We start from the raw sequence: 20,607 nt of genomic DNA, 5'->3' as shown, positions 1-20,607 counted from the left end.
GTCAGCGTGCCGAGATACCGCGTGCCTCGAGCGCCGCGAAGATGCGCGTCGTGACCTCGTCGAGGCTGCCGACGCCGTCGATCTCGTCGACGATGCCGCGCGTGCCGTAGACGTCGAGGATCGGCGCGGTCTCGCGCTCGTAGATGCCCAGGCGCGTGGCGATGGCTTCCTCCGTGTCGTCGGCGCGCCCCTGCTCGGCGGCCCGCGCGGTCAGGCGCGACAGCGACTCCTCGCGGGGCACGACGAGCGCGATGACGGCGTCGAGGGCCTCGTCGCGACCCTCGAGGAACTCGTCGAGGTGCATGACCTGGGCCAGGTTCCGCGGATACCCGTCGAGGAGGAAGCCCTCAGCGGCATCCGGTTGGGCCAGACGGTCACGGACGACGGCGCTCGTGAGCTCGTCGGGCACGAGGTCGCCCCCATCGATGATCGACTTCACCTGCAGCCCGAGCTCGGTGCCGTCCTTCACGTTCGCGCGGAACACGTCGCCCGTCGACACGACGGGGATGCCGAGGGCTTCGCCGATACGGACGCCCTGCGTTCCCTTTCCGGATCCCTGGGGTCCGACGATCAGAAGACGCGCGGTCATCGCAGCAGCCCTTCGTAGTGACGCTGCTGGAGTTGCGCGTCGATCTGCTTCACGGTCTCGAGGCCTACACCCACGATGATGAGGATCGAGGCCCCGCCGAACGGGAAGTTCTGGTTGGCACCGACCGTCGCGAGGGCCACGAGAGGCAGCAGCGCGATGAGGCCGAGGTAGATCGAGCCCGGCAGGGTGATGCGGGTCAGGACGTAGTCCAGGTATTCCGCCGTGGGGCGGCCCGCGCGGATGCCGGGGATGAAACCGCCGTACTTCTTCATGTTGTCGGCGACATCGACCGGGTTGAACGTGATCGCGACGTAGAAGTACGCGAATCCGATGATCAGCAGGAAGTAGATCAGCATGTACAGCGGGTGGTCGCCGCGCGTGAGGTACTGCGAGATCCACGTCACCCACGGGGCCGGCTCCTGGCCCGCCTGCGGCTGGTTGAACTGCGCGATGAGCGCGGGGATGTACAGCAGCGACGAGGCGAAGATGACGGGCACGACGCCGGCCATGTTGACCTTGATGGGGATGTAGGTGTTCGTCCCGCCGTAGGTGCGGCGTCCGACCATGCGCTTGGCGTACTGGACCGGGATGCGGCGCTGCGACTGCTCGACGAAGACGACGAGCGCGACGATCACGATGCTCACGGCGAGCACGAGCAGGAAGACCTCGACGCCGCGGGCGTTGAGGATGGAGATCATCGCGCCGGGGAAGGTCGCGGCGATCGAGGTGAAGATGAGGATCGACATGCCGTTGCCGACACCGCGCTCAGTGACGAGCTCCGCGAACCACATGACCAGGCCCGTACCGGCGGTCATCGTGATGATCATCAGCAGCTGCGCCCACCAGATGTCGTTGGTGAGCAGCTGCTGGCATTCGGGCACACCGGCCGAGCCGAAGAGCTGGCCCGAGCGGGCCACGGTGACGAGCGTGGTCGACTGCAGCAGTGCCAGCGCGATCGTCAGGTAGCGGGTGTACTGGGTGAGCTTGGCCTGACCGGCCTGGCCCTCCTTGTACAGCGTCTCGAAGTGAGGGATCACCACGCGCAGCAGCTGCACGATGATGGTCGCCGTGATGTACGGCATCACGCCGAGAGCGAAGATCGACAGCTGCAGGAGCGCGCCACCCGAGAACAGGTTGACCAGGGAGAGCAGTCCTTCGGTGCCGCCCGACTGGTTCAGACACTGCTGAACGTTGGGGAAGTCCACGAAGGGCGTCGGCACGTGGGCACCCAGCCGGTAGATGGCAATGATGCCCAGCGTGAAGGCGATCTTCCGCCTCAGGTCGGGCGTGCGGAAAACCCGCGCGATGGCGCTGAACAAGGGAGATTCCTCCAGAACGATCTCGGCGCGCGACGGGGCGCACACCAAATCAGACTAACCCAGAAGGGGCCGACGGCCGTAAGGCCGCCGGCCCCTTCGGGGTCGGGCGTCAGTTGACGGAGCCGCCTGCGGCGACGATCTTCTGCTCAGCGGAGCCGGAGACCTTGTCGACCGAAACGGTCAGCGCGACCGAGATGTCGCCGGTGCCGAGCACCTTGACCTTCTCGTTCTTGCGGACGGCGCCCTTGGCCACGAGGTCGGCGACGGTCACGTCGCCACCCTGCGGGTAGAGCTCGGCGAGCTTCTCCAGGTTGACGACCTGGTACTCGACGCGGAACGGGTTCTTGAAGCCGCGGAGCTTCGGGGTGCGCATGTGCAGCGGCATCTGCCCACCCTCGAAGCCGACCTTGACCTGGTAACGGGCCTTGGTTCCCTTGGTACCGCGACCGGCGGTCTTACCCTTGGAGCCCTCACCGCGACCGACACGGGTCTTCGCGGTGTGAGCGCCCGGGACGGGACGCAGGTGGTGGACCTTGAGCACGCCGGGGCGCGCCGCGGGGGCTTCCTTCTTGGCGGCCGCCTTGGCGGCCGTCGACTTCTTCGGGGCGTCGACCGTAGCGGTCTCGTCCTTCTTGGCAGCCATTAGTCGATCTCCTCAACCTTGACGAGGTGGGCGACGGTCTTGACGTAGCCGCGCGTCTGCGCGTCGTCGGGACGGACGACCGAGTCGCCGATCCGCTTGAGACCGAGCGAACGCAGCGTGTCACGCTGGTTCTGCTTCTCGCTCACCTTGGACTTGATCTGCGTGACCTTCAGACGCTCGGCCATCAGGCACCTACCTTCTGAGCGGCGGCCTCGGCGCGCACGAGGCGGGCCGGGGCGACCTGGTCGAACTCCAGGCCACGACGGGCGGCCACGGCGCGGGGCTCCTCGAGCGCCTTCAGAGCCTCGACGGTCGCGTGCACGATGTTGATCGTGTTCGACGAACCGAGCGACTTCGAGAGGACATCGTGGATGCCGGCGCACTCGAGGACGGCGCGGACGGGACCACCGGCGATAACACCGGTACCGGCGGCGGCGGGGCGCAGGAGCACCACACCGGCAGCGGCCTCACCCTGGACGGGGTGCGGGATGGTCGAGCCCGAGCGGGGAACGCGGAAGAAGTTGCGCTTGGCCTCTTCGACACCCTTCGAGATGGCGAGGGGCACTTCGCGGGCCTTGCCGTAGCCGACACCGACCACGCCGTTGCCGTCACCCACGACGACGAGCGCCGTGAAGCTGAAGCGGCGACCGCCCTTGACGACCTTCGACACGCGGTTGATCGTCACGACGCGCTCGAGGAACTGGCTCTCGTTGCGGTCGCGCGAACCACGGTCGCGCTGGTTGGTGTTGCGCTCGCGACCACCGCGACGGGGCTCGCGCTCGCGCTCGGCGGGGGCCTGAGCCGCAGCCGCACCCTCAGCCGGTGCAGTCTGCTCGGTCACTTCGGTCTCCTTGTTGTCACTCACAGGTTCAGCCCTCCTTCGCGAGCTCCGTCGGCGATCGCGGCGACGCGGCCGGCGTAGCGGTTGCCGCCACGGTCGAACACGACGTCGGAGACGCCCACGGCCTTGGCGCGCTCGGCGACGAGCTCGCCGACCTTGCGGGCCTTGGCGGTCTTGTCACCGTCGAAACCGCGCAGGTCGGTCTCGAGGGTCGAGGCGGAGGCCACCGTGTGGCCCTTGCTGTCGTCCACGACCTGGACGAACACGTGGCGCGCGGAACGCGTCACGACGAGACGGGGGCGCAGCTCGGTGCCGACGACCTTCTTGCGAAGGCGCGCGTGGCGACGAGCACGAGCGACAGACTTTGTCTTGACAGCCATGGTCACTTACCACTCTTTCCGGCCTTGCGACGCACGACCTCGCCCGCGTAACGCACACCCTTGCCCTTGTAGGGCTCGGGCTTGCGGATCTTGCGGATGTTGGCGGCGGCCTCGCCGACGGCCTGCTTGTCGATGCCACTCACGGTGACCTTGTTGTTGCCTTCGACCGTGAGGGTGATGCCGGCGGGCGGGTCGATCAGCACGGGGTGCGAGAAGCCGAGGGCGAACTCGATGGAGCTGCCCTTCTGCGCCACGCGGTAACCCGTTCCGACGACCTCGAGGCCCTTGGTGTAGCCCTGGGTGACACCGATGATGTTGTTGTTGATGAGCGTGCGGGTCAGGCCGTGGAGCGACCGCGACTCGCGCTCGTCGTCGGGGCGGGTGACGAGAACCTGGTTCTCCTCGACCGACACCTCGAGGGGCTGTGCGATGGTGAGCGCGAGCTCGCCCTTCGGGCCCTTGACGTTGACCTCCCGGCCGTTCACCGAGACGGTGACTCCGGCGGGGATGTCGATGGGAAGACGTCCAATACGCGACATGTCAGATCACCACACGTAGGCGAGGACTTCCCCGCCGACGCCCTTCTGCTCGGCCTGACGGTCGGTGAGGAGACCGGAGGAGGTGGACAGGATGGCGACGCCGAGCCCGCCGAGGACCGTGGGGACCTCGGTCGACTTCGCGTACACGCGGAGGCCGGGCTTGGAGACGCGCTTGATGCCGGCGATCGACCGCTCGCGGTTCGGGCCGTACTTCAGCGTCATGTTGAGGGTCTGGCCGACGCGGGCGTCTTCGACGCTCCAGTCGGCGATGTAACCCTCCTGCTTGAGGATGGCGGCGATGTTGGTCTTGAGCTTCGAGCTCGGCATCGACACGGAGTCGTGGTGCGCCGAGTTCGCGTTGCGCAGACGGGTCAGCATGTCTGCGACCGGGTCTGTCATCGTCATGTGTTGCTTCTTTCTTTCATGAGGTTTCGGCTGCCGTTACGCGACAGCCGACCTTCGATGACGGGCCCCCGGAAATCCCGGGGGCCCGAGGCGTCAGGCCTGCTGGTCGGCCGACTGGAAGGGGAAGCCGAGCTGGCGGAGCAGCGAGCGGCCTTCGTCGTCGGTCTTGGCGGTGGTGACGATGGTGATGTCGAAACCACGCACGCGGTCGATGCGGTCCTGATCGATCTCGTGGAACACGGACTGCTCCTGGAGACCGAAGGTGTAGTTGCCGTTGCCGTCGAACTGCTTGGCCGACAGACCGCGGAAGTCGCGGATGCGGGGCAGGGCGAGGTTGACGAGGCGGTCGATGAACTCCCACGCACGGTCGCCACGGAGGGTGACGTGCGCGCCGATGGCCTGGCCCTCGCGCAGCTTGAACTGCGCGATGGACTTGCGGGCCTTGGTGACGACGGGCTTCTGACCCGTGATCTTGGTGAGGTCGTCGACCGCACCATCGATCACCTTGCTGTCGCGAGCGGCCTCGCCGACACCGGTGTTCACGACGACCTTGACCAGGCCGGGGATCTGCATGACGTTCTCGTAGCCGAACTCGTCCTGCAGCGCCTTCTTGATCTCGGCGTTGTACTTCTGCTTGAGGCGGGGCTGGATCTTGCCAGTCTCCGCGGCAGTCACGGTGCTCATGTTCAGAGGTCCTTGCCTGACTTCTTCGCGTAGCGCACACGGACGGTGCGCTTGACGCCGTCCTTCACCTGCTCCTCGACACGGTGACCGACACGGGTCGGCTTCTTGGTCGAGGGGTCGACGAGCGCGACGTTGGAGATGTGGATCGGGGCTTCGAACGTCTCGATGCCACCGGTCTTGGTGCCGCGCTGGGACTGGCCCACGCGGTTGTGCTTGGTGACGTAGTTCACGCCCTCGACGATGACGCGGTTCTGCTCGGACAGGACCTCGAGGACCTTGCCCTGCTTGCCGCGGTCGCCGCCGCGCTCGGGCTTGGCGCCCGAGATGACCTGAACCAGGTCGCCCTTCTTGATTTTCGCCATGATCAGATGACCTCCGGGGCGAGCGAGACGATCTTCATGAACTTCTTGTCACGAAGCTCACGACCGACCGGTCCGAAGATACGGGTGCCGCGGGGCTCCCCGTCGTTCTTCAGGATCACGGCGGCGTTCTCGTCGAACTTGATGTACGAGCCGTCGGGACGGCGGGTCTGCTTCACGACGCGGACGACGACGGCCTTGACCACGTCGCCCTTCTTGACGTTTCCACCGGGAATCGCGTCCTTGACCGTGGCGACGATGACGTCACCCAGGCCGGCGTAGCGACGGTTGGAGCCGCCGAGCACGCGAATGGTGAGCAGCTCCTTGGCGCCGGTGTTGTCAGCGACCTTCAGCCGGGATTCGTTCTGAATCACTTTTTACTCCTTGGGTTCCAAGCAAGCCGCGAGGCTTACTTGGCCTTCTCGAGGATCTCGACCAGGCGCCAGCGCTTGGTGGCGCTGAGCGGACGGGTCTCGTTGATGACGACCAGGTCGCCGATGCCCGCCGAGTTGGTCTCGTCGTGCGCCTTGACCTTGGAGGTGCGGCGGATGACCTTGCCGTAGAGCGGGTGCTTCACGCGGTCCTCGACCTCGACGACGATCGTCTTGTCCATCTTGTCGCTGACGACGTAGCCACGACGCGCCTTGCGGTATCCGCGGGCGTTCTCGTCGCGGACGTCGTTCTCGGCGTGCTCGTGACCGGCGACCTGCGCCTCGGCCTTCTTCGCGGTAGCCATTACTCCGCCTCTTCCTTCGCGGCGTCGTCAGCGGCATCCGCCTTCTTCGCCTTGCTCTTCTTCGCCTTCGCCGGAGCCTCGACCGGAGCCGGGGTGGCGCGGATGCCGAGCTCGCGCTCACGGATCACCGTGTACAGACGCGCGATGTCGCGCTTGACTGCACGGATGCGACCGTGGCTCTCGAGCTGGCCGGTAGCCGACTGGAAGCGCAGGTTGAACAGCTCTTCCTTGGCCTTGCGCAGCTCCTCGACGAGGCGCTGGTCTTCGAACGTGTCGAGCTCGCTCGGGGCGAGCTGCTTGGTGCCGATCGCCATTACGCGTCGCCCTCCTCGCGCTTGATGATGCGTGCCTTCAGCGGCAGCTTGTGGATGGCACGGGTGAGTGCTTCACGAGCGAGTTCCTCGTTGACACCCGCGACCTCGAAGAGGACGCGGCCCGGCTTGACGTTGGCAACCCACCACTCGGGGGAACCCTTACCGGAACCCATGCGGGTTTCGGCCGGCTTCTTGGTGAGGGGACGGTCGGGGTAGATGTTGATCCACACCTTTCCACCACGCTTGATGTGACGCGTCATGGCGATACGAGCGGACTCGATCTGACGGTTGGTCACGTAAGCGGGGGTCAGAGCCTGGATGCCGAACTCACCGAACGACACCGTGGTGCCACCGGTGGCCTGACCCGAGCGACCGGGGTGGTGCTGCTTCCGGTACTTGACCTTACGGGGGATGAGCATTACGCCGACGCTCCTTCTGCCACGGGGGCCTCGTTGCGCGGGCCACGACGACGGTCGCCACCGCGGTCGTCACGACCGCGCGACTTGGGCGCGTTGGCCTGCTCGCGGGCGAGCTCCTTGTTGGTGAGGTCGCCCTTGTAGATCCAGACCTTCACGCCGATGCGGCCGAAGGTCGTCTTGGCCTCGTAGAAGCCGTAGTCGATGTTCGCGCGCAGGGTGTGCAGGGGCACACGGCCTTCGCGGTAGAACTCGGAGCGGCTCATCTCGGCGCCGCCGAGGCGGCCCGACACCTGAATGCGGACACCCTTGGCGCCGGCGCGCTGCGCGCCCTGCAGACCCTTGCGCATCGCGCGACGGAACGCCACACGAGCAGAGAGCTGCTCGGCGACACCCTGCGCGACGAGCTGAGCGTCGGCCTCGGGGTTCTTGACCTCGAGGATGTTCAGCTGGATCTGCTTGCCGGTGAGCTTCTCGAGGTCGGCGCGGATGCGCTCGGCCTCGGCGCCGCGGCGACCGATCACGATGCCCGGGCGGGCGGTGTGGATGTCGACGCGGACGCGGTCACGCGTGCGCTCGATCTCGATGTTGCTGACACCGGCGCGGTCGAGCGACGTGGTCAGCAGGCGACGGATCTTAATGTCCTCGGCGAGGTAGTCGGCGTAGCGCTGACCGGCCTTCGTCGAGTCCGAGAACCACCGCGACACGTGGTCGGTGGTGATGCCGAGGCGGAAGCCGTACGGGTTGACCTTCTGTCCCATTACTTGCTCGCCTTCTTGTTGGCGCGAGCCGGGGCCGCGTCAGCGGTCTCGGGCGTCGCGAGCACGACCGTGATGTGGCTCGTGCGCTTCTTGATCTGGAAGGCGCGACCCTGAGCGCGGGGCTGGAAACGCTTCAGCGTCGTGCCCTCGTCGACGTACGCGTTCTTCACGTACAGGTCGGCGTCATCCAGGTATTCGTTCGTCTTGTCGGCGGTGACGCGAGCGTTCGCGATCGCCGAGGCGACGAGCTTGTAGATCGGCTCGCTCGCGCCCTGCGGCGCGAACTTCAGGATGGCGAGGGCCTCTTCGGCCTGCTTTCCCTTGATGAGCGCGACGACACGACGAGCCTTCTGAGGGGTCACGCGGATGTGTCGCACACGTGCGATGGACTCCACCATTTCTCTCTCCTCCTCGGTCGCCTTAGCGGCGACGGCCCTTCTTGTCGTCCTTCACGTGGCCGCGGAAGGTGCGGGTGGGCGAGAACTCGCCCAGCTTGTGGCCGACCATGGTCTCGGTCACGAACACGGGGATGTGCTTGCGACCGTCGTGCACGGCGATGGTGTGTCCCAGCATGGCGGGGATGATCATCGAACGGCGCGACCAGGTCTTGATGACGTTCTTGGAACCGGCTTCGTTCTGCGAGACGACCTTGCGAAGCAGGTGCTCGTCGACGAAGGGGCCCTTCTTAAGGCTGCGAGGCATCTTCCTCTACTCCTACTTGCGCTTCTTGCCGGCGGTGCGACGGCGGACGATGAGCTTGTCGCTCTCCTTGTTCGCGTGGCGGGTGCGGCCCTCGGCCTTACCCCACGGCGAAACAGGGTGACGACCACCGGAGGTCTTACCCTCACCACCACCGTGCGGGTGGTCGACCGGGTTCATGGCGACACCACGCACGGTCGGGCGGACGCCCTTCCAGCGCATGCGGCCGGCCTTGCCCCAGTTGATGTTCGACTGCTCGGCGTTGCCGACCTCGCCGATCGTGGCGCGGCAGCGCACGTCGACGTTGCGGATCTCGCCGGAGGGCAGACGCAGCTGCGCGTAGGGGCCGTCCTTCGCGACCAGACGCACCGAGGCGCCGGCCGAACGGGCCATCTTCGCACCGCCGCCGGGACGCAGCTCGATCGCGTGGATCACGGTACCGGTGGGGATGTTGCGCAGCGGCAGGTTGTTGCCGGGCTTGATGTCAGCGCCGGCACCCGACTCGACGACGTCGCCCTGCGACAGCTTCGCGGGGGCGAGGATGTAGCGCTTCTCGCCGTCCGCGTAGTGCAGCAGCGCGATGCGCGCGGTGCGGTTGGGGTCGTACTCGATGTGAGCGACCTTGGCGTCGATGCCGTCCTTGTCGTTACGACGGAAGTCGATCAGACGGTACTGACGCTTGTGGCCACCACCGATGTGACGCGTGGTGATGCGGCCCTGGTTGTTGCGGCCACCGGTCTTCGACAGCGGGCGCAGCAGCGACTTCTCGGGCGTCGATCGGGTGATCTCGGCGAAGTCGGCCACCGACGAGCCGCGGCGACCGGGGGTCGTGGGCTTGTACTTGCGAATAGCCATTGTTCTTGTCCTCTATCCCGACCGTCAGCCGACAGACGTGAAGATGTCGATGGTGCCGGACTTCAGCGTGACGATGGCACGCTTGGTGTCCTTGCGCTTGCCGATGCCGAAGCGGGTCCGACGGGCCTTGCCCTGACGGTTCAGCGTGTTCACCGAAGCGACCTTGACGCCGAAGATCTTCTCGATCGCGAGCTTGATCTCGGTCTTCGACGAACGGGGGTCCACCAGGAAGGTGTACTTGCCCTCGTCGATGAGCGAGTAGCTCTTCTCGGAGACGACCGGCTTCAGGATGATGTCGCGCGGGTCCTTGTTGACGGTGGTCATGCCGAGACCTCCTCGGTGGCAGCGCTCTTCGACGCGACGAACGCGTCGTAGGCGGCCTTGGTGAAGACGATGTCGTCGGAGACGAGCACGTCGTACGTGTTGAGCTGGCCGACGGTCAGCACGTGGACGTACGCGAGGTTGCGCACGCTCTTGATCGTCAGCTCGTCGTCGCGGTCGATGACCACCAGGACGTTCTTGACGGCACCGAAGGCCTTCAGCGCGGCAGCGGCGGCCTTGGTCGAGGGAGCACCCTCGATGGCGAAGCTGTCGACGATGTGGAGGCGCTGCCCACGAGCACGGTCGCTGAGCGCACCCAGGAGGGCGGCGGCGATCATCTTCTTGGGGGTGCGCTGGCTGTAGTCGCGGGGCTTGGGCCCGTGGACGATGCCACCACCGGTCATGTGCGGCGCGCGGATCGAGCCCTGACGGGCGTTACCCGTGCCCTTCTGCTTGAAGGGCTTGCGGCCGGCACCGGAGACCTCGCCACGACGCTTGGTCGAGTGCGTGCCCTGGCGAGCCGCGGCGCGCTGCGCCACGACGACCTGGTGGATGAGGGGGATGTTCGTCTTGACGTCGAAGAGCGCGGCGGGCAGCTCGACAGAGCCGGCCTTGTTGCCGTCGGCCTTCACGACGTCGAGCGCGAGAGTCGAGTCAGCCATGATCAGGCACCCTTCACTGCGTTGCGGACGTAGACGATGCGGCCACGAGCACCGGGGACGGCGCCCTTGACGAGCATCAGGCCCTTCTCGGCGTCGACGGCGTGCACCGTGAGGTTGAGGACGGTCACGCGCTCGCCACCCATACGGCCGGCCATGCGCATGCCCTTGAAGACGCGGCTCGGGGTCGACGAGGCGCCGATCGAACCGGGCTTGCGGTGGTTGCGGTGCGCACCGTGAGATGCGGAGACACCCTTGAAGTTGTGACGCTTCATGACACCGGCGGTGCCCTTGCCCTTGCTGGTGCCGACGACGTCGACCAGCTGGCCGGCCTCGAACAGGCCGTCGACGGTGAGCTCCTGGCCCAGCGAGTAGTCGGCGGCATCCGCGGTGCGCACCTCGGTGAGGTGGCGGCGCGGGGTGACACCGGCGGCGTCGAAGTGAGCCGTGAGGGGCTTGTTCACCTTGCGGGGGTCGATCTGGCCGTAGCCGATCTGAACGGCGTTGTAGCCGTCCTTCTCGAGCGAGCGCAGCTGGGTCACGACGTTCGGAGCGACCTCGATGACGGTGACGGGAACGAGCTTGCCGTTCTCGTCCCACACCTGGGTCATGCCGAGCTTGGTGCCGAGGAGGCCCTTGGAGATCTTGGAGTTGATGTCAGCCATGTCGAACCTCAGAGCTTGATCTCGATGTTGACATCGGCCGGGAGGTCGAGGCGCATCAGCGAGTCGACGGCCTTGGGCGTCGGGTCGATGATGTCGATGAGGCGCTTGTGGGTGCGCATCTCGAAGTGCTCGCGGCTGTCCTTGTACTTGTGGGGCGACCGGATGACGCACACGACGTTCTTCTCGGTCGGAAGGGGAACCGGGCCCACCACGGTGGCGCCGGCACGGGTCACGGTGTCGACGATCTTGCGCGCCGACGAGTCGAGCCCGGCGTGGTCGTACGACTTCAGGCGAATGCGGATCTTCTGTCCCGCCATTGTCTGCTCTCTCTCTTTCAGCGTCTTACCCGACCTGGGGCATTGGACGCACGGTGGTGCTGACGCACCCTGGCACTTCCCCTCGCTTGCGCGAGAGATGCTGCACCGCTGTTCAGCTGTCAAACCGGATTCCATGTCATGGCATCCGGCCCGCCCCGCGCACGCACGCGTGCGAATCCCGTGAAGGATGAAGGGGTTCGGTGTGGTGTTCTGCTGCCCGCGGCCCAGGACCCTGCGCTTCCGCGCCGCCTGTGCACTGCCGAGACAGTGATCCTGGCGCGCGCCGAGCGCACGCCGGAATGTGGAACTGGACTAGTCTACGGACCCCCGGCACGTGTCGCAAACCCGGGCGTGTCGCGTGCGGCGGATGCTCAGCATCCCTTCCCCAAACGCGATGACGCCGCCCCCGATTCCCGGGGACGGCGCCATATGGAGTCGCGCGTCAGGCGTTGCCGATGTTCTTGTCGACGTTCTGGCGGATCTCGTCGACCTTCCCGTGCTGCTCGGCCGGGACGATCTTCTTGATCGCGTCGGCCGCACCGTCGAGGACCTTGTCGCTGACCTGTTCGGCCTTCTCACTCTTGAGCGCCGCTTCGATCTTGTCGCGGTTCTCATCGAGCAGCTTCTTGCCCTTGTTGATGATGTCGTCCACGCCGCTCATGCGCATCTCCCTCGCTGACCTGTGCCGGCGGGATGCCGACGGGTGAGGTTCATTGTGGTGCGGGCGCCGCGGGGAAGGGAAGACCTTGCTCTCCCCCGCGAGCGCGTCGTCTTATTCCGCGAAGCCCGCCAGAAACGGGTCGCACGACGTATCGATCGTGACCGGGGTGTCGCTTGCGGTCGGCGTGTGGCGCAGATCGAGCGGTCCGAGCGGGCCGGAGGGCAGCTGCACGGTGTACGAGACGGTGCGCGTCTCGTTCTGGCCGAGCGTGACCATGCGACTCTCACCCGTGTTGCCGTTCTCGTTGCCGCTGCGCGAAAGCGAGGGGATGTCGCCCTCGGAGGGGTCCATCGCCGTGATCGTCGCTCCGGGCGGAGCGAAGAACAACGTGTCGAGCATCATCGTGGTGCGCGGCAGACCGTACGTGCCGTTGCGCGCGCCCAGCGTGTAGGCGTTTGTGATGTCATCCGTGATGCTGTTGCGCATGTTCATGCTGACGTTCACGGTGCGATCGGCCGCGTTGCACGAGGCGAAGACCTCGGTCGAGAGGTGGTACTCGAGCTTGCCGACCGAGAAGTCATTCAGATAAATGCCCAGCTGGGTCGACGCGGTGTTGTCGCCGCGCAGACCGCCGTCGAGGCCGACCTCGCTCACCAGGGCTTGAGCCTGCTCGTCGGTGAACCACAGGTTGACGCGCTGCTCCTGGGCGCTGCGGCTCAACTGATCGAACATCGCAATCGGGTTCCACTGTCCGGCAGCAAGGCGCGAGAACACGGTCGACGACACCGTGGCGAAGAACTCGTCAGACGATCGGCCGTTGTCGCCGGCATCCCCGTACCGCTGGTACGCGTCGCTGAGGACGAGCTTGACCGCGTTCTCGGCGGTGATCTGCTCACCGGTCGGCAGGTCGACGGGGCCCAGCACCTCGAGCATGTGGGCGAGAACGACGGGGTCGATCGACATCACACCGTCGAACTGCGAGCCGTCGGTGCGCTTCCAGAGGGATTCGAACAGGCGGGCCGTCGTGGGGAAGTCGGGGGTGAAAGTGAAGTCTTGCGAGTAGCGCGTGAACGTGTCGGGGTAGAGGGCCGTGGTGCTCTCGGGGAGATCGAGCGCAGAACGGCCGGCCTGACCCGCGGCGTAGAACGCCATCGAGTCGGACTGCTCCTTGAGCTCGATGCGCCCGTTGTCGACCACCATCACGCTGGATGCGGCGGGGTTGCCGCCGGTTGCGCGGATCTCCGCGTTGTTCTGGAAGACGACGAGGTAGGTCTTGGGCCCGTCCGCGCCCGCGGCCGCCAAGAGCGACGGAAGGTACTTCTGCACCAACGTGAGCGAGGGAGCGGCCTGGTCGACGATCTGCGCGACCTGGTCGAGCGGCTCGGTGACGAGCGGCAGCAGGTTGGTGCGATCGATGCCGTCGGTGACGACCTTGGCGTCGGTGAAGGCAGCCGTGATCTCGGGCAGCGCGCCCTCGGCGGCACGGAAAGGCTCGAGGTTGATCCCCCCGCCCTCGACGGCGAGAGAGGAGAAATCGGATGCGGACAGCAGGGCGACCGTGGGCGGCAGCGCCCTGCCGGTCAGCTCGCGCGTCATGGCGGTGAGGCTTTGCACCGCCTCGGTGTTGTCCTTGACGAGGGGAATGGAGGATGCCAGGTCCCACAGCGGTCCGGACGAGTTCTCGTCCGCACGATTGGTCTGCTCGAGAACCTCGTTCGAAACCTGGTTGAGGCCCGCGATGTCGCGGTTGGCGACGATCTGCGGCACGAAGGAGAGCTTCGACTGCGCCCCGAGAAGGTCGGTGCGCACGACGCCTGCCTGGTGCGCGAAGGCGAGGGCGACGGCAGCCGCGCCGAAGACGGCGAAGCCGAGGGCGCCGAGGGTCCATCCGGTGATGGTGGCGGCGAGCGAGGCGCGCGTCGAGGATGTGGGCGCGTCGTCGTCGCGAGAGCGTCGGGAGCGGTCGCGACGCGAACTCGAGTCCACGGTCACGAGCTGGTCCCCGTGCCGTCATCGGTGGCCGGAGGATCGACGATGATCGGCGGGAGGCTCGGCTCCGTCGTCGGAGGATCCGTCGGGGTATCGGTGGGCGGATCGGTGGGCTCCGTCGGAGGCGTGGACTCCGAGGGCGACGGGGCGGGAGCGGGCGACGGGTTCGTCGAACCGCCTCCCGTGTTCGACCCACCCGAGCCGGGGTTGCGTGTCGGCTGCTGCGTGGGTGTCCGCTCGCGCTCAGCTTCTTCGAGCGCGAGGACGCGCTGGTTCTCAGCGCGCAGGGCATCCACGGCCGCAGCGTAGACGGGCATCTCGGCGAGACCATCGCCGCCCGCCTGCTGCGCCGCGGTCACACGGCCCGCCGCATCGGTTACCGCCGTGCGGAAGCTTTGGGTCGCGGAGTCGTTCTCGACGACCAGCCTGTCAGCCTCCGCCCTGATCGCCGAACCGAGGTTCGCGAGCTCCGTGCGGAACGCTGACACCGCCCCGGTGACCTGCGACCGTGCATCGCGCGCATCGGTGATCAGCGTGGGGAGCGACTCGCGCGCGAGGCGCACGCCGTCGATCGCCTTGCCCACGTCGGCGAGCGACTCCTCGTCGATCGATGCGCGCTGGTACTCGGGGATGGACACCGAAACCGCCGTAGCAGCCGCCTGAAGAAGCGTCCCTCGTGCGGCTTGCGCCGCCGCCAGCGCGGCCCCATCCACGCGCCCGTCGAGCGCCGCGAGAACCGACTCGCTGGACTGGGCCAGAAGCGTGGCCTCCTCCACCGAGGCGTCATACAGATCGGCCGCCGTCTGCAGGACCTTCGTGTCATTCGCGAGCTCCGCCTCGCGCTCACGGAGGCTCACCATCGCGTCGTCGGCGGGATTCGCCGTTGCGCGTTGCACCACGGCGAAGGACGCTGTGCCGACGATCGCCACAACCGCGAGGACGGCGGCGGCGAGGCTGAGGTAGTTCACAGCTCCGGCCTTGCGGCGGCCGTTGAAGATGGGGCGCTTGCCAACCTGGGCGAGCTCGGGCGCCCGCCAACCGGCATCCTCCGCGGACTTGCCGCCCGCACCGACGAGCGACGAGAGCGCGGCGCGCGAGTCCGGGGAAGACGCAGGGCGGGAACCGCCGACCAGCGCCGACAGCGCGTCCCGGGAATCGGTGGCCGGCGCCCACGCAGAACCGCCGGTCAGGTCGGTGAGCTTCTGCGAGCGCGATGTCGAAGAGCTGGACGCGCCCTCTCCGACGAGAGCACGCAACTGCGATTTCTCCGACGCAATTCGCGGGTCAGCCGAGAGGGCGGCCGAGGCTCCCACGAGGTCGCGCAAAGCGGCCGCGTCCGTCGGCGCCTGTGCCGCCGAACGCGCATTGCCATTCGATTCGGTCGAGGATGCGACGAGCTTTCTGAGATCGTTCATGGCGTCTCCTCGGCGCATCTCCGGCGCCGTTCTGCGAATGTCGTAGGGTAGTCGAGGGGGCGCCGGGTACGGCGCGGATTGTCTCGGGCAACAATAGCCGCAGAAATCCCGCGTATCCGCCGGGCACCCACTCACCTACACGACGGGCGAATGGACGAGGCTTGGAACTGCGCGACTATCTCCGGATCCTGCACCGCAACTGGATTCTCATTCTGGCGCTGACCATTCTCGGTGGCGCGGGCGCATATGGGTACTCGTTGGTCCAGACGCCGACGTATGAAGCAAGTACGCAGTTGTACGTTTCTGTGCGATCGGACAGTTCTGGCGTCAGCGAGCTGGCCCAGGGCACCAACTTCGCTCGTCAGGCCGTGGTGAGCTTCGTCGATGTCGTCGACAGCGCTCTTGTTCTCGATCGCGTCATCGACGACCTGGACCTCGACACGACGGCGCAACAACTCGCCCGTTCCATCGACGCGTCCTCGCCGACCAACTCGGTGATCATCTCGATACGCGTGTCGGACGCGAATGCCGAGCGCTCCGCAGACATCGCGAACTCCGTCGGCACCAATTTCGCCAACGTCGTCGTCAACCAGTTGGAAAAGCCCGACGGCAACGCGGCGAGCCTGGTCAAGGTCGAGACGATCGAACCCGCTCTCGTCCCGGTCACCCCGGCGGCGCCGCACACCCTCCTCAATGTGGTTCTGGGCATCATCATCGGCCTTGCGCTCGGCCTCGGTATAGCCATCCTGCGGTCGATTCTCGACACTCGCATTCACTCGCTGCACGACATCGAAGCCGCTACCGAGGCGCCGGTCCTGGGTGGAATCGCCCTCGACCCGGATGCCAAGAAGCGTCCGCTCATCGTGCACGCCGACCCGCGGAACCCTCGCGCCGAGTCCTTCCGAAGCCTTCGCACCAACCTGCAGTTCATCGATGTCGACGGCTCTTCGCGGTCTTTCGTCGTCTCGAGTGCGGGCCCCGGCGAGGGCAAGTCCACGACGACGGCAAACCTCGCCATCGCTCTCGCGGAGACGGGAGCCCGTGTGGCGCTCGTCGACGGAGACCTCCGTCTGCCCCGCGTGGCCGACTACATGGGCATCGAGGGTGGCGTCGGCCTCACCGACGTCCTCATCGGACGCGCTGAACTCGTCGACGTCCTCCAGCAGTGGGGTACGGGCAAGCTGTTCGTCCTCCCCTCAGGTCGGACGCCCCCCAACCCGTCGGAACTGCTCGGCAGCCAGTCCATGCAGCGGACGCTGGAAGCCCTCGCCGACGCGTTCGACTACGTGCTGGTCGACGCTCCCCCGCTCCTGCTCGTGACGGACGCCGCCGTGATCTCACGCTTCACCAGTGGCGTCCTGATGGTCGCGGCCTCGGGCACCACGAAGAAGCCGCAGCTCACCGCCGCCGTCGAAAAGCTGAACGCCATCGGGAGCCGCCTCTTCGGCGTCATCGTCACGATGCTGCCCTCCAAGGGTCCGGACAGCTACGGCTACGGCGCGTACTCCTACAGCGCCCCGGAGGAGAGCACCACGGCAGGCACCCGGGAGCGTCGGTCGCGCCGCGAGCGAGCGGACGAGAAGTGACCTTCTCGGTGCTCTCGGTCTGCACGGGGAACATCTGTCGCTCACCTGTGGCCGAGCTCATCCTCGCCGACGCGCTGCGCGCCGTCGGCGAGGTGCGGGTCGAGAGCGCCGGAACAGGTGCACTCGCCGGAAGCGGAGTGCCCGAACAGGCGCAGAAGCTTGCGGCGACGCGCGGTGTCGACACGACAGCGCATCGCGCTCGCCAGATCGAAGTCGGGATGATTCGCGGCGCCGACCTGATCGTCGCCATGTCACGCGAGCACCGTCGTCTGATCGTCGAGTCGCTTCCGGCGGCGATGCGCCGCGCCTTCACTCTGCGCGAATTGGCTCGAATCGCCGACGAGTTGGAACCGGGTCTCGCGCAGGCCGTCGCTGCATCGGGCGCGCAGACGCCCGAAGACGGAATGCGCGCCGCAGTGGGTCACGCAGCGGCGCTGCGCGGCACGGTCGCGCCTCCGGCGAGCCCGGATGAGTTCGACATTGTCGACCCCTACCGCCGCTCGGACGAGACGTACGCGCGGTCGTTCTCCGAGCTCTCCCCCGCGGCCGACCGCGTCGCCGCTTATCTGTTGGCCGGCGCCCGCGCCGTCTCGACCCGCTGACCCGCTACGCGGACGAACCTCAGCGCAATGCGCGGACTCTAGGTGACTGAATCGCAACGACGACCCGGAGGGACGTACGGCGGGCCCTTCTGTGAGCTGCAGGCCACCACCTATACTGCGGCGCGCTGCCTCGCCATGTCCGCCAATGTGCGCAGTTATTGAAGAGCTGGCCACAGAGGACCGAATGAGAGACGCGGTCATCAGCTATCGAACGACGCAAATTGGTAGCGGGTGTGCCTTCCAGCCCGACGTACTGTTAGCCTCCTCGTACATACAGGTGGGGGCAACTAGCTGATGCGTGCGGTACTGACATTTACGACTTTGGTTACTGCGGGAGCGCTAGTACTTTCGGCGCAGCCGGCCGTCGCGGAGACACCGACAATCTCTGCGGCATCGGCGACGGGCAGCTCTGCAACCTGGCAACAATCCACAAATACACCTGACTCAACGGCCACCACACCGCCATCGACTACCGGGCCAATAGACGAGGCGCCGAACGCTTCAGCGTCCGTGAGCTACGGCACCGCCGGCTCGCAGACGGCGGCCGCCACTAGCGTGGCCGGGCCGGGCCGGTGGGAGAACGGGAACCCCCTTGTCTCCTTGAACGGAACATGGCAAACAACCACCAATTCTAAAGACAGCGGCGGAAGCACCGCGTTTGCGAAAATCACGGGCGATACAGCGCAAATGACGTTCGATGGCGCTTCGGTCAAGTGGATTGCCCGTACGGGACCGGCACTCGGAATCGCGAGCCTAACGCTTGACGGAAAGACGCTTCCCCAGGTCGATCTTTTCAGCGCGGTGCAAGCCCAGCAACAGGAGGTCTTCGATTCGGGCACCTTGGCGGCCGGAACCCACACGTTGACTGTGACCCGCACCGGGACCCGAAACTCGGCTTCGCGGGGGAACGACATCGTCTTGGACGCCCTCCTCGTCGCTGCCCGCCAGGGGCCCGAAGCCCCGTCAAACGTGAATGTGACGAGTTCCGCGGCGGTAGTCACGACCACATGGTCCCCCTCGACGACATCCAACGTCAATGAGTATCGCGTGTCGCGCACCGTAGACGGTGAGTCAACAGAATCGATTGCGTCCGTGCCCGCGTCAACCCAGTCATTCGATGATCCCGATGCTCGCCTTGATGTCAATGTCGTATACGCCGTGACCGCGATAGACGGTACTGGTTTGGAATCGACTGCCGCCTCGGCAGAACCAATCCTGCTGGCGTCCTCGAGCGCTGCCCCGTCAGGCTTATACGAAGAGACCTCTGCGTTCATTGACCGTGTAGGAACCTGGACCGACCTCGTGCATTCCTCCGATTCTGCGCGCGGTAGCGCGAACGCAAAAGCGATTGGCAATTACGCGCAAATTCTATTCACCGGCACCGGCGCGCAGTGGATCGGCAGAAAGGGCCCATCGCTCGGCAAGGCGGACATCTACATCGACGGCGCCAAGACCGCAACGATCGACCTCTACAGCAAAGACCAGATCCATCAGCAGACTCTCTACTCGGTGTCAGGGCTGTCGGATGCGACACATCGCCTCCGCGTCGTGAGGACGGGAGCGCAGAATTCCGCTTCCAAGGGTAAGGACATCTCCCTCGATGCCATCCGGGTGGTAGACACAACCCCGCCCCCCGTCCCATCCGGTGTGAAGGTCACCGCCCAACGCGAAGGCCTTCTGGTCGAGTGGGCCTCGAGCCCCACTAGCGATCTCGCGGGGTACGTGGTCTACAGAGCCAAAGGATCCGGCTCGTTCGACAAAATCACAGTGGGTAGCCTGCTGACGGAGACGAGCTTCCTTGACATTGGCCTGGATTACGGCGAGTCCTATCGGTTCTCCATCACCGCCGTGGACACGTCCGGGAATGTGTCTGGGCGAAGCACCGCAGTCACGCGCACTCAGCCAGCAGCAGTGGACCCGCCGACGCGTGCGTCCGATTGCCCCTCCGGCGGAAAGACGGTCTCGACGCTGACCGCCCTCCGAAGCGAGATTGCCTCCGCGAAACCCGGAACGGTGATCCGTCTCGCCCCGGGCACTTACAGAGGCGGGGTGACAGTCGCCAGAAGCGGCACCGCGGAAGCTCCGATATGGATCTGCGGCCCGAAGACGGCGATCCTCGACAACGGTAACTTGCAGTCCAAAAACGGGGTCCTGCTCCAGGACGTCTCGAACGTCAACGTCGCTGGGTTCAGCATCCGTAACTTCCGAAAGGGCGTAGTCGTCACCGGCTCCACCTCGACCAGCGTGGCGGATTTGGACATCAGAGAAATAGGCGAGGAAGCGATCAAGGTTCGTTACAACTCGGTCTCCACAGTCGTGCAGTACAACGCCATCCGTAATACGGGCCGGGCGGTCGCCACCTACGGCGAGGGGGTCTACCTGGGCACCTCGCCGCAGAATTGGTGCGAGCTGCTGGATTGCCGGCCTGACGCCACGACGCTCAGTCAGGTGATCGGGAATGACATCAGGGGCACCACCGCCGACCCGATTGAGGCGAAGCCGGGCACAACCTCCGGCATCATCCGCGGGAACATCCTGGACGGCGCCGCCCTGACGGACGTCACCAACGTGCTGGCGGTGAAGGGAAACGACTATCTCGTGACGGACAACGTGGGTAGCAACGCAAAGGGGTCCGGCGTCATCGTGATGGAGGGCGAGGTCTCAGGCAACGGCAGCAACAATTTCCTCGCACGTAACTCGATGCAGGTCCCCTCGGGCCAGTACGCGATTTTTCTCGGCAACGGGTCGGGTAACGTCGTAGATTGCACGAACCTCGCGCCGAGGTCAGGCTCCCTTCGCAGCAACGCATCATCCTGCCAGAAGTGACCATCCTGCTGCTCGGCCCTCTCGAT

General features: G+C 66.2%; 28 protein-coding genes. 3 read left to right on the top strand and 25 right to left on the bottom strand.

Annotated features, from left to right (window positions below; genetic code table 11):
• Nucleotide 1: 1 nt before the first annotated feature.
• From B0B15_RS04880 to B0B15_RS04760, 25 genes are all read right to left on the bottom strand, one after another.
• Nucleotides 2-589, bottom strand: coding sequence for an adenylate kinase (locus tag B0B15_RS04880; protein ID WP_076673719.1), 588 nt, complete (start codon nucleotides 587-589; stop codon nucleotides 2-4).
• Nucleotides 586-1,908, bottom strand: a complete 1,323-nt coding sequence (gene secY / locus B0B15_RS04875) for a preprotein translocase subunit SecY (RefSeq protein ID WP_076673717.1) — start codon at nucleotides 1,906-1,908, stop codon at nucleotides 586-588. Before secY ends, B0B15_RS04880 begins: the two co-directional genes overlap by 4 nt.
• A 109-nt stretch (nucleotides 1,909-2,017) precedes the next feature.
• The gene (gene rplO / locus B0B15_RS04870; protein ID WP_076673715.1) at nucleotides 2,018-2,551 is read right to left on the bottom strand and encodes a 50S ribosomal protein L15; all 534 of its coding nucleotides are present in this window, start codon (nucleotides 2,549-2,551) and stop codon (nucleotides 2,018-2,020) included.
• Nucleotides 2,551-2,736, bottom strand: coding sequence for a 50S ribosomal protein L30 (rpmD, locus tag B0B15_RS04865; protein WP_013583998.1), 186 nt, complete (start codon nucleotides 2,734-2,736; stop codon nucleotides 2,551-2,553). Before rpmD ends, rplO begins: the two co-directional genes overlap by 1 nt.
• Nucleotides 2,736-3,416 carry a 30S ribosomal protein S5 gene (gene rpsE / locus B0B15_RS04860; protein ID WP_055959318.1) on the bottom strand — a complete coding sequence of 227 codons (681 nt, stop codon included), beginning with the start codon at nucleotides 3,414-3,416 and terminating at the stop codon, nucleotides 2,736-2,738. Before rpsE ends, rpmD begins: the two co-directional genes overlap by 1 nt.
• Nucleotides 3,413-3,772, bottom strand: a complete 360-nt coding sequence (gene rplR, locus B0B15_RS04855; protein ID WP_043361012.1) for a 50S ribosomal protein L18 — start codon at nucleotides 3,770-3,772, stop codon at nucleotides 3,413-3,415. Before rplR ends, rpsE begins: the two co-directional genes overlap by 4 nt.
• A 2-nt stretch (nucleotides 3,773-3,774) precedes the next feature.
• Nucleotides 3,775-4,311, bottom strand: coding sequence for a 50S ribosomal protein L6 (gene rplF / locus B0B15_RS04850; protein WP_076673713.1), 537 nt, complete (start codon nucleotides 4,309-4,311; stop codon nucleotides 3,775-3,777).
• A 6-nt stretch (nucleotides 4,312-4,317) separates the two neighbouring features.
• A complete protein-coding gene (gene rpsH / locus B0B15_RS04845; RefSeq protein WP_013584002.1) occupies nucleotides 4,318-4,716 on the bottom strand; it encodes a 30S ribosomal protein S8 in 399 nt (132 codons plus the stop codon).
• A 93-nt stretch (nucleotides 4,717-4,809) separates the two neighbouring features.
• The gene (rplE, locus tag B0B15_RS04840) at nucleotides 4,810-5,400 is read right to left on the bottom strand and encodes a 50S ribosomal protein L5 (RefSeq protein WP_076673711.1); all 591 of its coding nucleotides are present in this window, start codon (nucleotides 5,398-5,400) and stop codon (nucleotides 4,810-4,812) included.
• A 2-nt stretch (nucleotides 5,401-5,402) separates the two neighbouring features.
• Nucleotides 5,403-5,762, bottom strand: a complete 360-nt coding sequence (rplX, locus tag B0B15_RS04835) for a 50S ribosomal protein L24 (protein WP_076673708.1) — start codon at nucleotides 5,760-5,762, stop codon at nucleotides 5,403-5,405.
• A 2-nt stretch (nucleotides 5,763-5,764) separates the two neighbouring features.
• On the bottom strand, nucleotides 5,765-6,133 hold the full coding sequence (gene rplN / locus B0B15_RS04830; RefSeq protein WP_013584005.1) for a 50S ribosomal protein L14: 369 nt from the start codon (nucleotides 6,131-6,133) through the stop codon (nucleotides 5,765-5,767).
• A gap of 35 nt (nucleotides 6,134-6,168) precedes the next feature.
• Entirely contained in the window at nucleotides 6,169-6,495 is a 327-nt protein-coding gene (gene rpsQ, locus B0B15_RS04825; RefSeq protein ID WP_076673706.1) for a 30S ribosomal protein S17, read from the bottom strand.
• Nucleotides 6,495-6,809, bottom strand: coding sequence for a 50S ribosomal protein L29 (rpmC, locus tag B0B15_RS04820; RefSeq protein WP_058623969.1), 315 nt, complete (start codon nucleotides 6,807-6,809; stop codon nucleotides 6,495-6,497). The genes rpsQ and rpmC overlap by 1 nt, the downstream gene beginning before the upstream one ends.
• Complete coding sequence (gene rplP / locus B0B15_RS04815; RefSeq protein ID WP_013584008.1) at nucleotides 6,809-7,228, bottom strand: 50S ribosomal protein L16; 420 nt, start codon at nucleotides 7,226-7,228, stop codon at nucleotides 6,809-6,811. The genes rpmC and rplP overlap by 1 nt, the downstream gene beginning before the upstream one ends.
• The gene (rpsC, locus tag B0B15_RS04810) at nucleotides 7,228-7,986 is read right to left on the bottom strand and encodes a 30S ribosomal protein S3 (protein WP_076673704.1); all 759 of its coding nucleotides are present in this window, start codon (nucleotides 7,984-7,986) and stop codon (nucleotides 7,228-7,230) included. Before rpsC ends, rplP begins: the two co-directional genes overlap by 1 nt.
• Entirely contained in the window at nucleotides 7,986-8,384 is a 399-nt protein-coding gene (rplV, locus tag B0B15_RS04805; RefSeq protein ID WP_076673702.1) for a 50S ribosomal protein L22, read from the bottom strand. Before rplV ends, rpsC begins: the two co-directional genes overlap by 1 nt.
• 22 nt (nucleotides 8,385-8,406) lie before the next feature.
• Nucleotides 8,407-8,688: a 30S ribosomal protein S19 gene (rpsS, locus tag B0B15_RS04800; protein WP_013584011.1), complete on the bottom strand. Its 282-nt coding sequence runs from the start codon at nucleotides 8,686-8,688 to the stop codon at nucleotides 8,407-8,409.
• Between the two features lie 12 nt (nucleotides 8,689-8,700).
• A complete protein-coding gene (rplB, locus tag B0B15_RS04795) occupies nucleotides 8,701-9,540 on the bottom strand; it encodes a 50S ribosomal protein L2 (RefSeq protein ID WP_013584012.1) in 840 nt (279 codons plus the stop codon).
• Nucleotides 9,541-9,564: 24 nt separating this feature from the next.
• A complete protein-coding gene (gene rplW, locus B0B15_RS04790) occupies nucleotides 9,565-9,864 on the bottom strand; it encodes a 50S ribosomal protein L23 (RefSeq protein WP_013584013.1) in 300 nt (99 codons plus the stop codon).
• Entirely contained in the window at nucleotides 9,861-10,523 is a 663-nt protein-coding gene (rplD, locus tag B0B15_RS04785) for a 50S ribosomal protein L4 (RefSeq protein ID WP_076673700.1), read from the bottom strand. Before rplD ends, rplW begins: the two co-directional genes overlap by 4 nt.
• A gap of 2 nt (nucleotides 10,524-10,525) precedes the next feature.
• Nucleotides 10,526-11,185, bottom strand: coding sequence for a 50S ribosomal protein L3 (gene rplC / locus B0B15_RS04780; RefSeq protein ID WP_076673698.1), 660 nt, complete (start codon nucleotides 11,183-11,185; stop codon nucleotides 10,526-10,528).
• Nucleotides 11,186-11,193: 8 nt separating this feature from the next.
• Complete coding sequence (rpsJ, locus tag B0B15_RS04775; RefSeq protein WP_013584016.1) at nucleotides 11,194-11,502, bottom strand: 30S ribosomal protein S10; 309 nt, start codon at nucleotides 11,500-11,502, stop codon at nucleotides 11,194-11,196.
• A gap of 442 nt (nucleotides 11,503-11,944) precedes the next feature.
• The gene (locus B0B15_RS04770; RefSeq protein WP_076675176.1) at nucleotides 11,945-12,163 is read right to left on the bottom strand and encodes a hypothetical protein; all 219 of its coding nucleotides are present in this window, start codon (nucleotides 12,161-12,163) and stop codon (nucleotides 11,945-11,947) included.
• Between the two features lie 111 nt (nucleotides 12,164-12,274).
• Entirely contained in the window at nucleotides 12,275-14,155 is a 1,881-nt protein-coding gene (locus tag B0B15_RS04765) for a DUF4012 domain-containing protein (protein WP_076673695.1), read from the bottom strand.
• Nucleotides 14,152-15,567, bottom strand: a complete 1,416-nt coding sequence (locus tag B0B15_RS04760) for a hypothetical protein (protein ID WP_076673693.1) — start codon at nucleotides 15,565-15,567, stop codon at nucleotides 14,152-14,154. Before B0B15_RS04760 ends, B0B15_RS04765 begins: the two co-directional genes overlap by 4 nt.
• Before the next feature lie 161 nt (nucleotides 15,568-15,728).
• Here B0B15_RS04760 and B0B15_RS04755 point away from each other — a divergent pair, with 161 nt between their 5' ends.
• From B0B15_RS04755 to B0B15_RS16175, 3 genes are all read left to right on the top strand, one after another.
• Nucleotides 15,729-17,153 (top strand): tyrosine-protein kinase domain-containing protein, encoded by a 1,425-nt coding sequence (locus B0B15_RS04755; protein ID WP_076673691.1) that lies wholly within the window; start codon nucleotides 15,729-15,731, stop codon nucleotides 17,151-17,153.
• Nucleotides 17,154-17,200: 47 nt separating this feature from the next.
• Nucleotides 17,201-17,755 carry an arsenate reductase/protein-tyrosine-phosphatase family protein gene (locus B0B15_RS04750; protein ID WP_176776568.1) on the top strand — a complete coding sequence of 185 codons (555 nt, stop codon included), beginning with the start codon at nucleotides 17,201-17,203 and terminating at the stop codon, nucleotides 17,753-17,755.
• Nucleotides 17,756-18,265: 510 nt separating this feature from the next.
• On the top strand, nucleotides 18,266-20,581 hold the full coding sequence (locus B0B15_RS16175) for a fibronectin type III domain-containing protein (RefSeq protein WP_176776567.1): 2,316 nt from the start codon (nucleotides 18,266-18,268) through the stop codon (nucleotides 20,579-20,581).
• Nucleotides 20,582-20,607 lie beyond the last annotated feature (26 nt).

Source organism: Microbacterium sp. RU1D (assembly GCF_900156435.1).
In the GTDB taxonomy this organism is placed as follows: Bacteria; Actinomycetota; Actinomycetes; order Actinomycetales; family Microbacteriaceae; genus Microbacterium.
The sequence above is the reverse complement of the archived record's forward strand: the minus strand, read 5'-3'. Positions and strand labels throughout refer to the sequence as shown.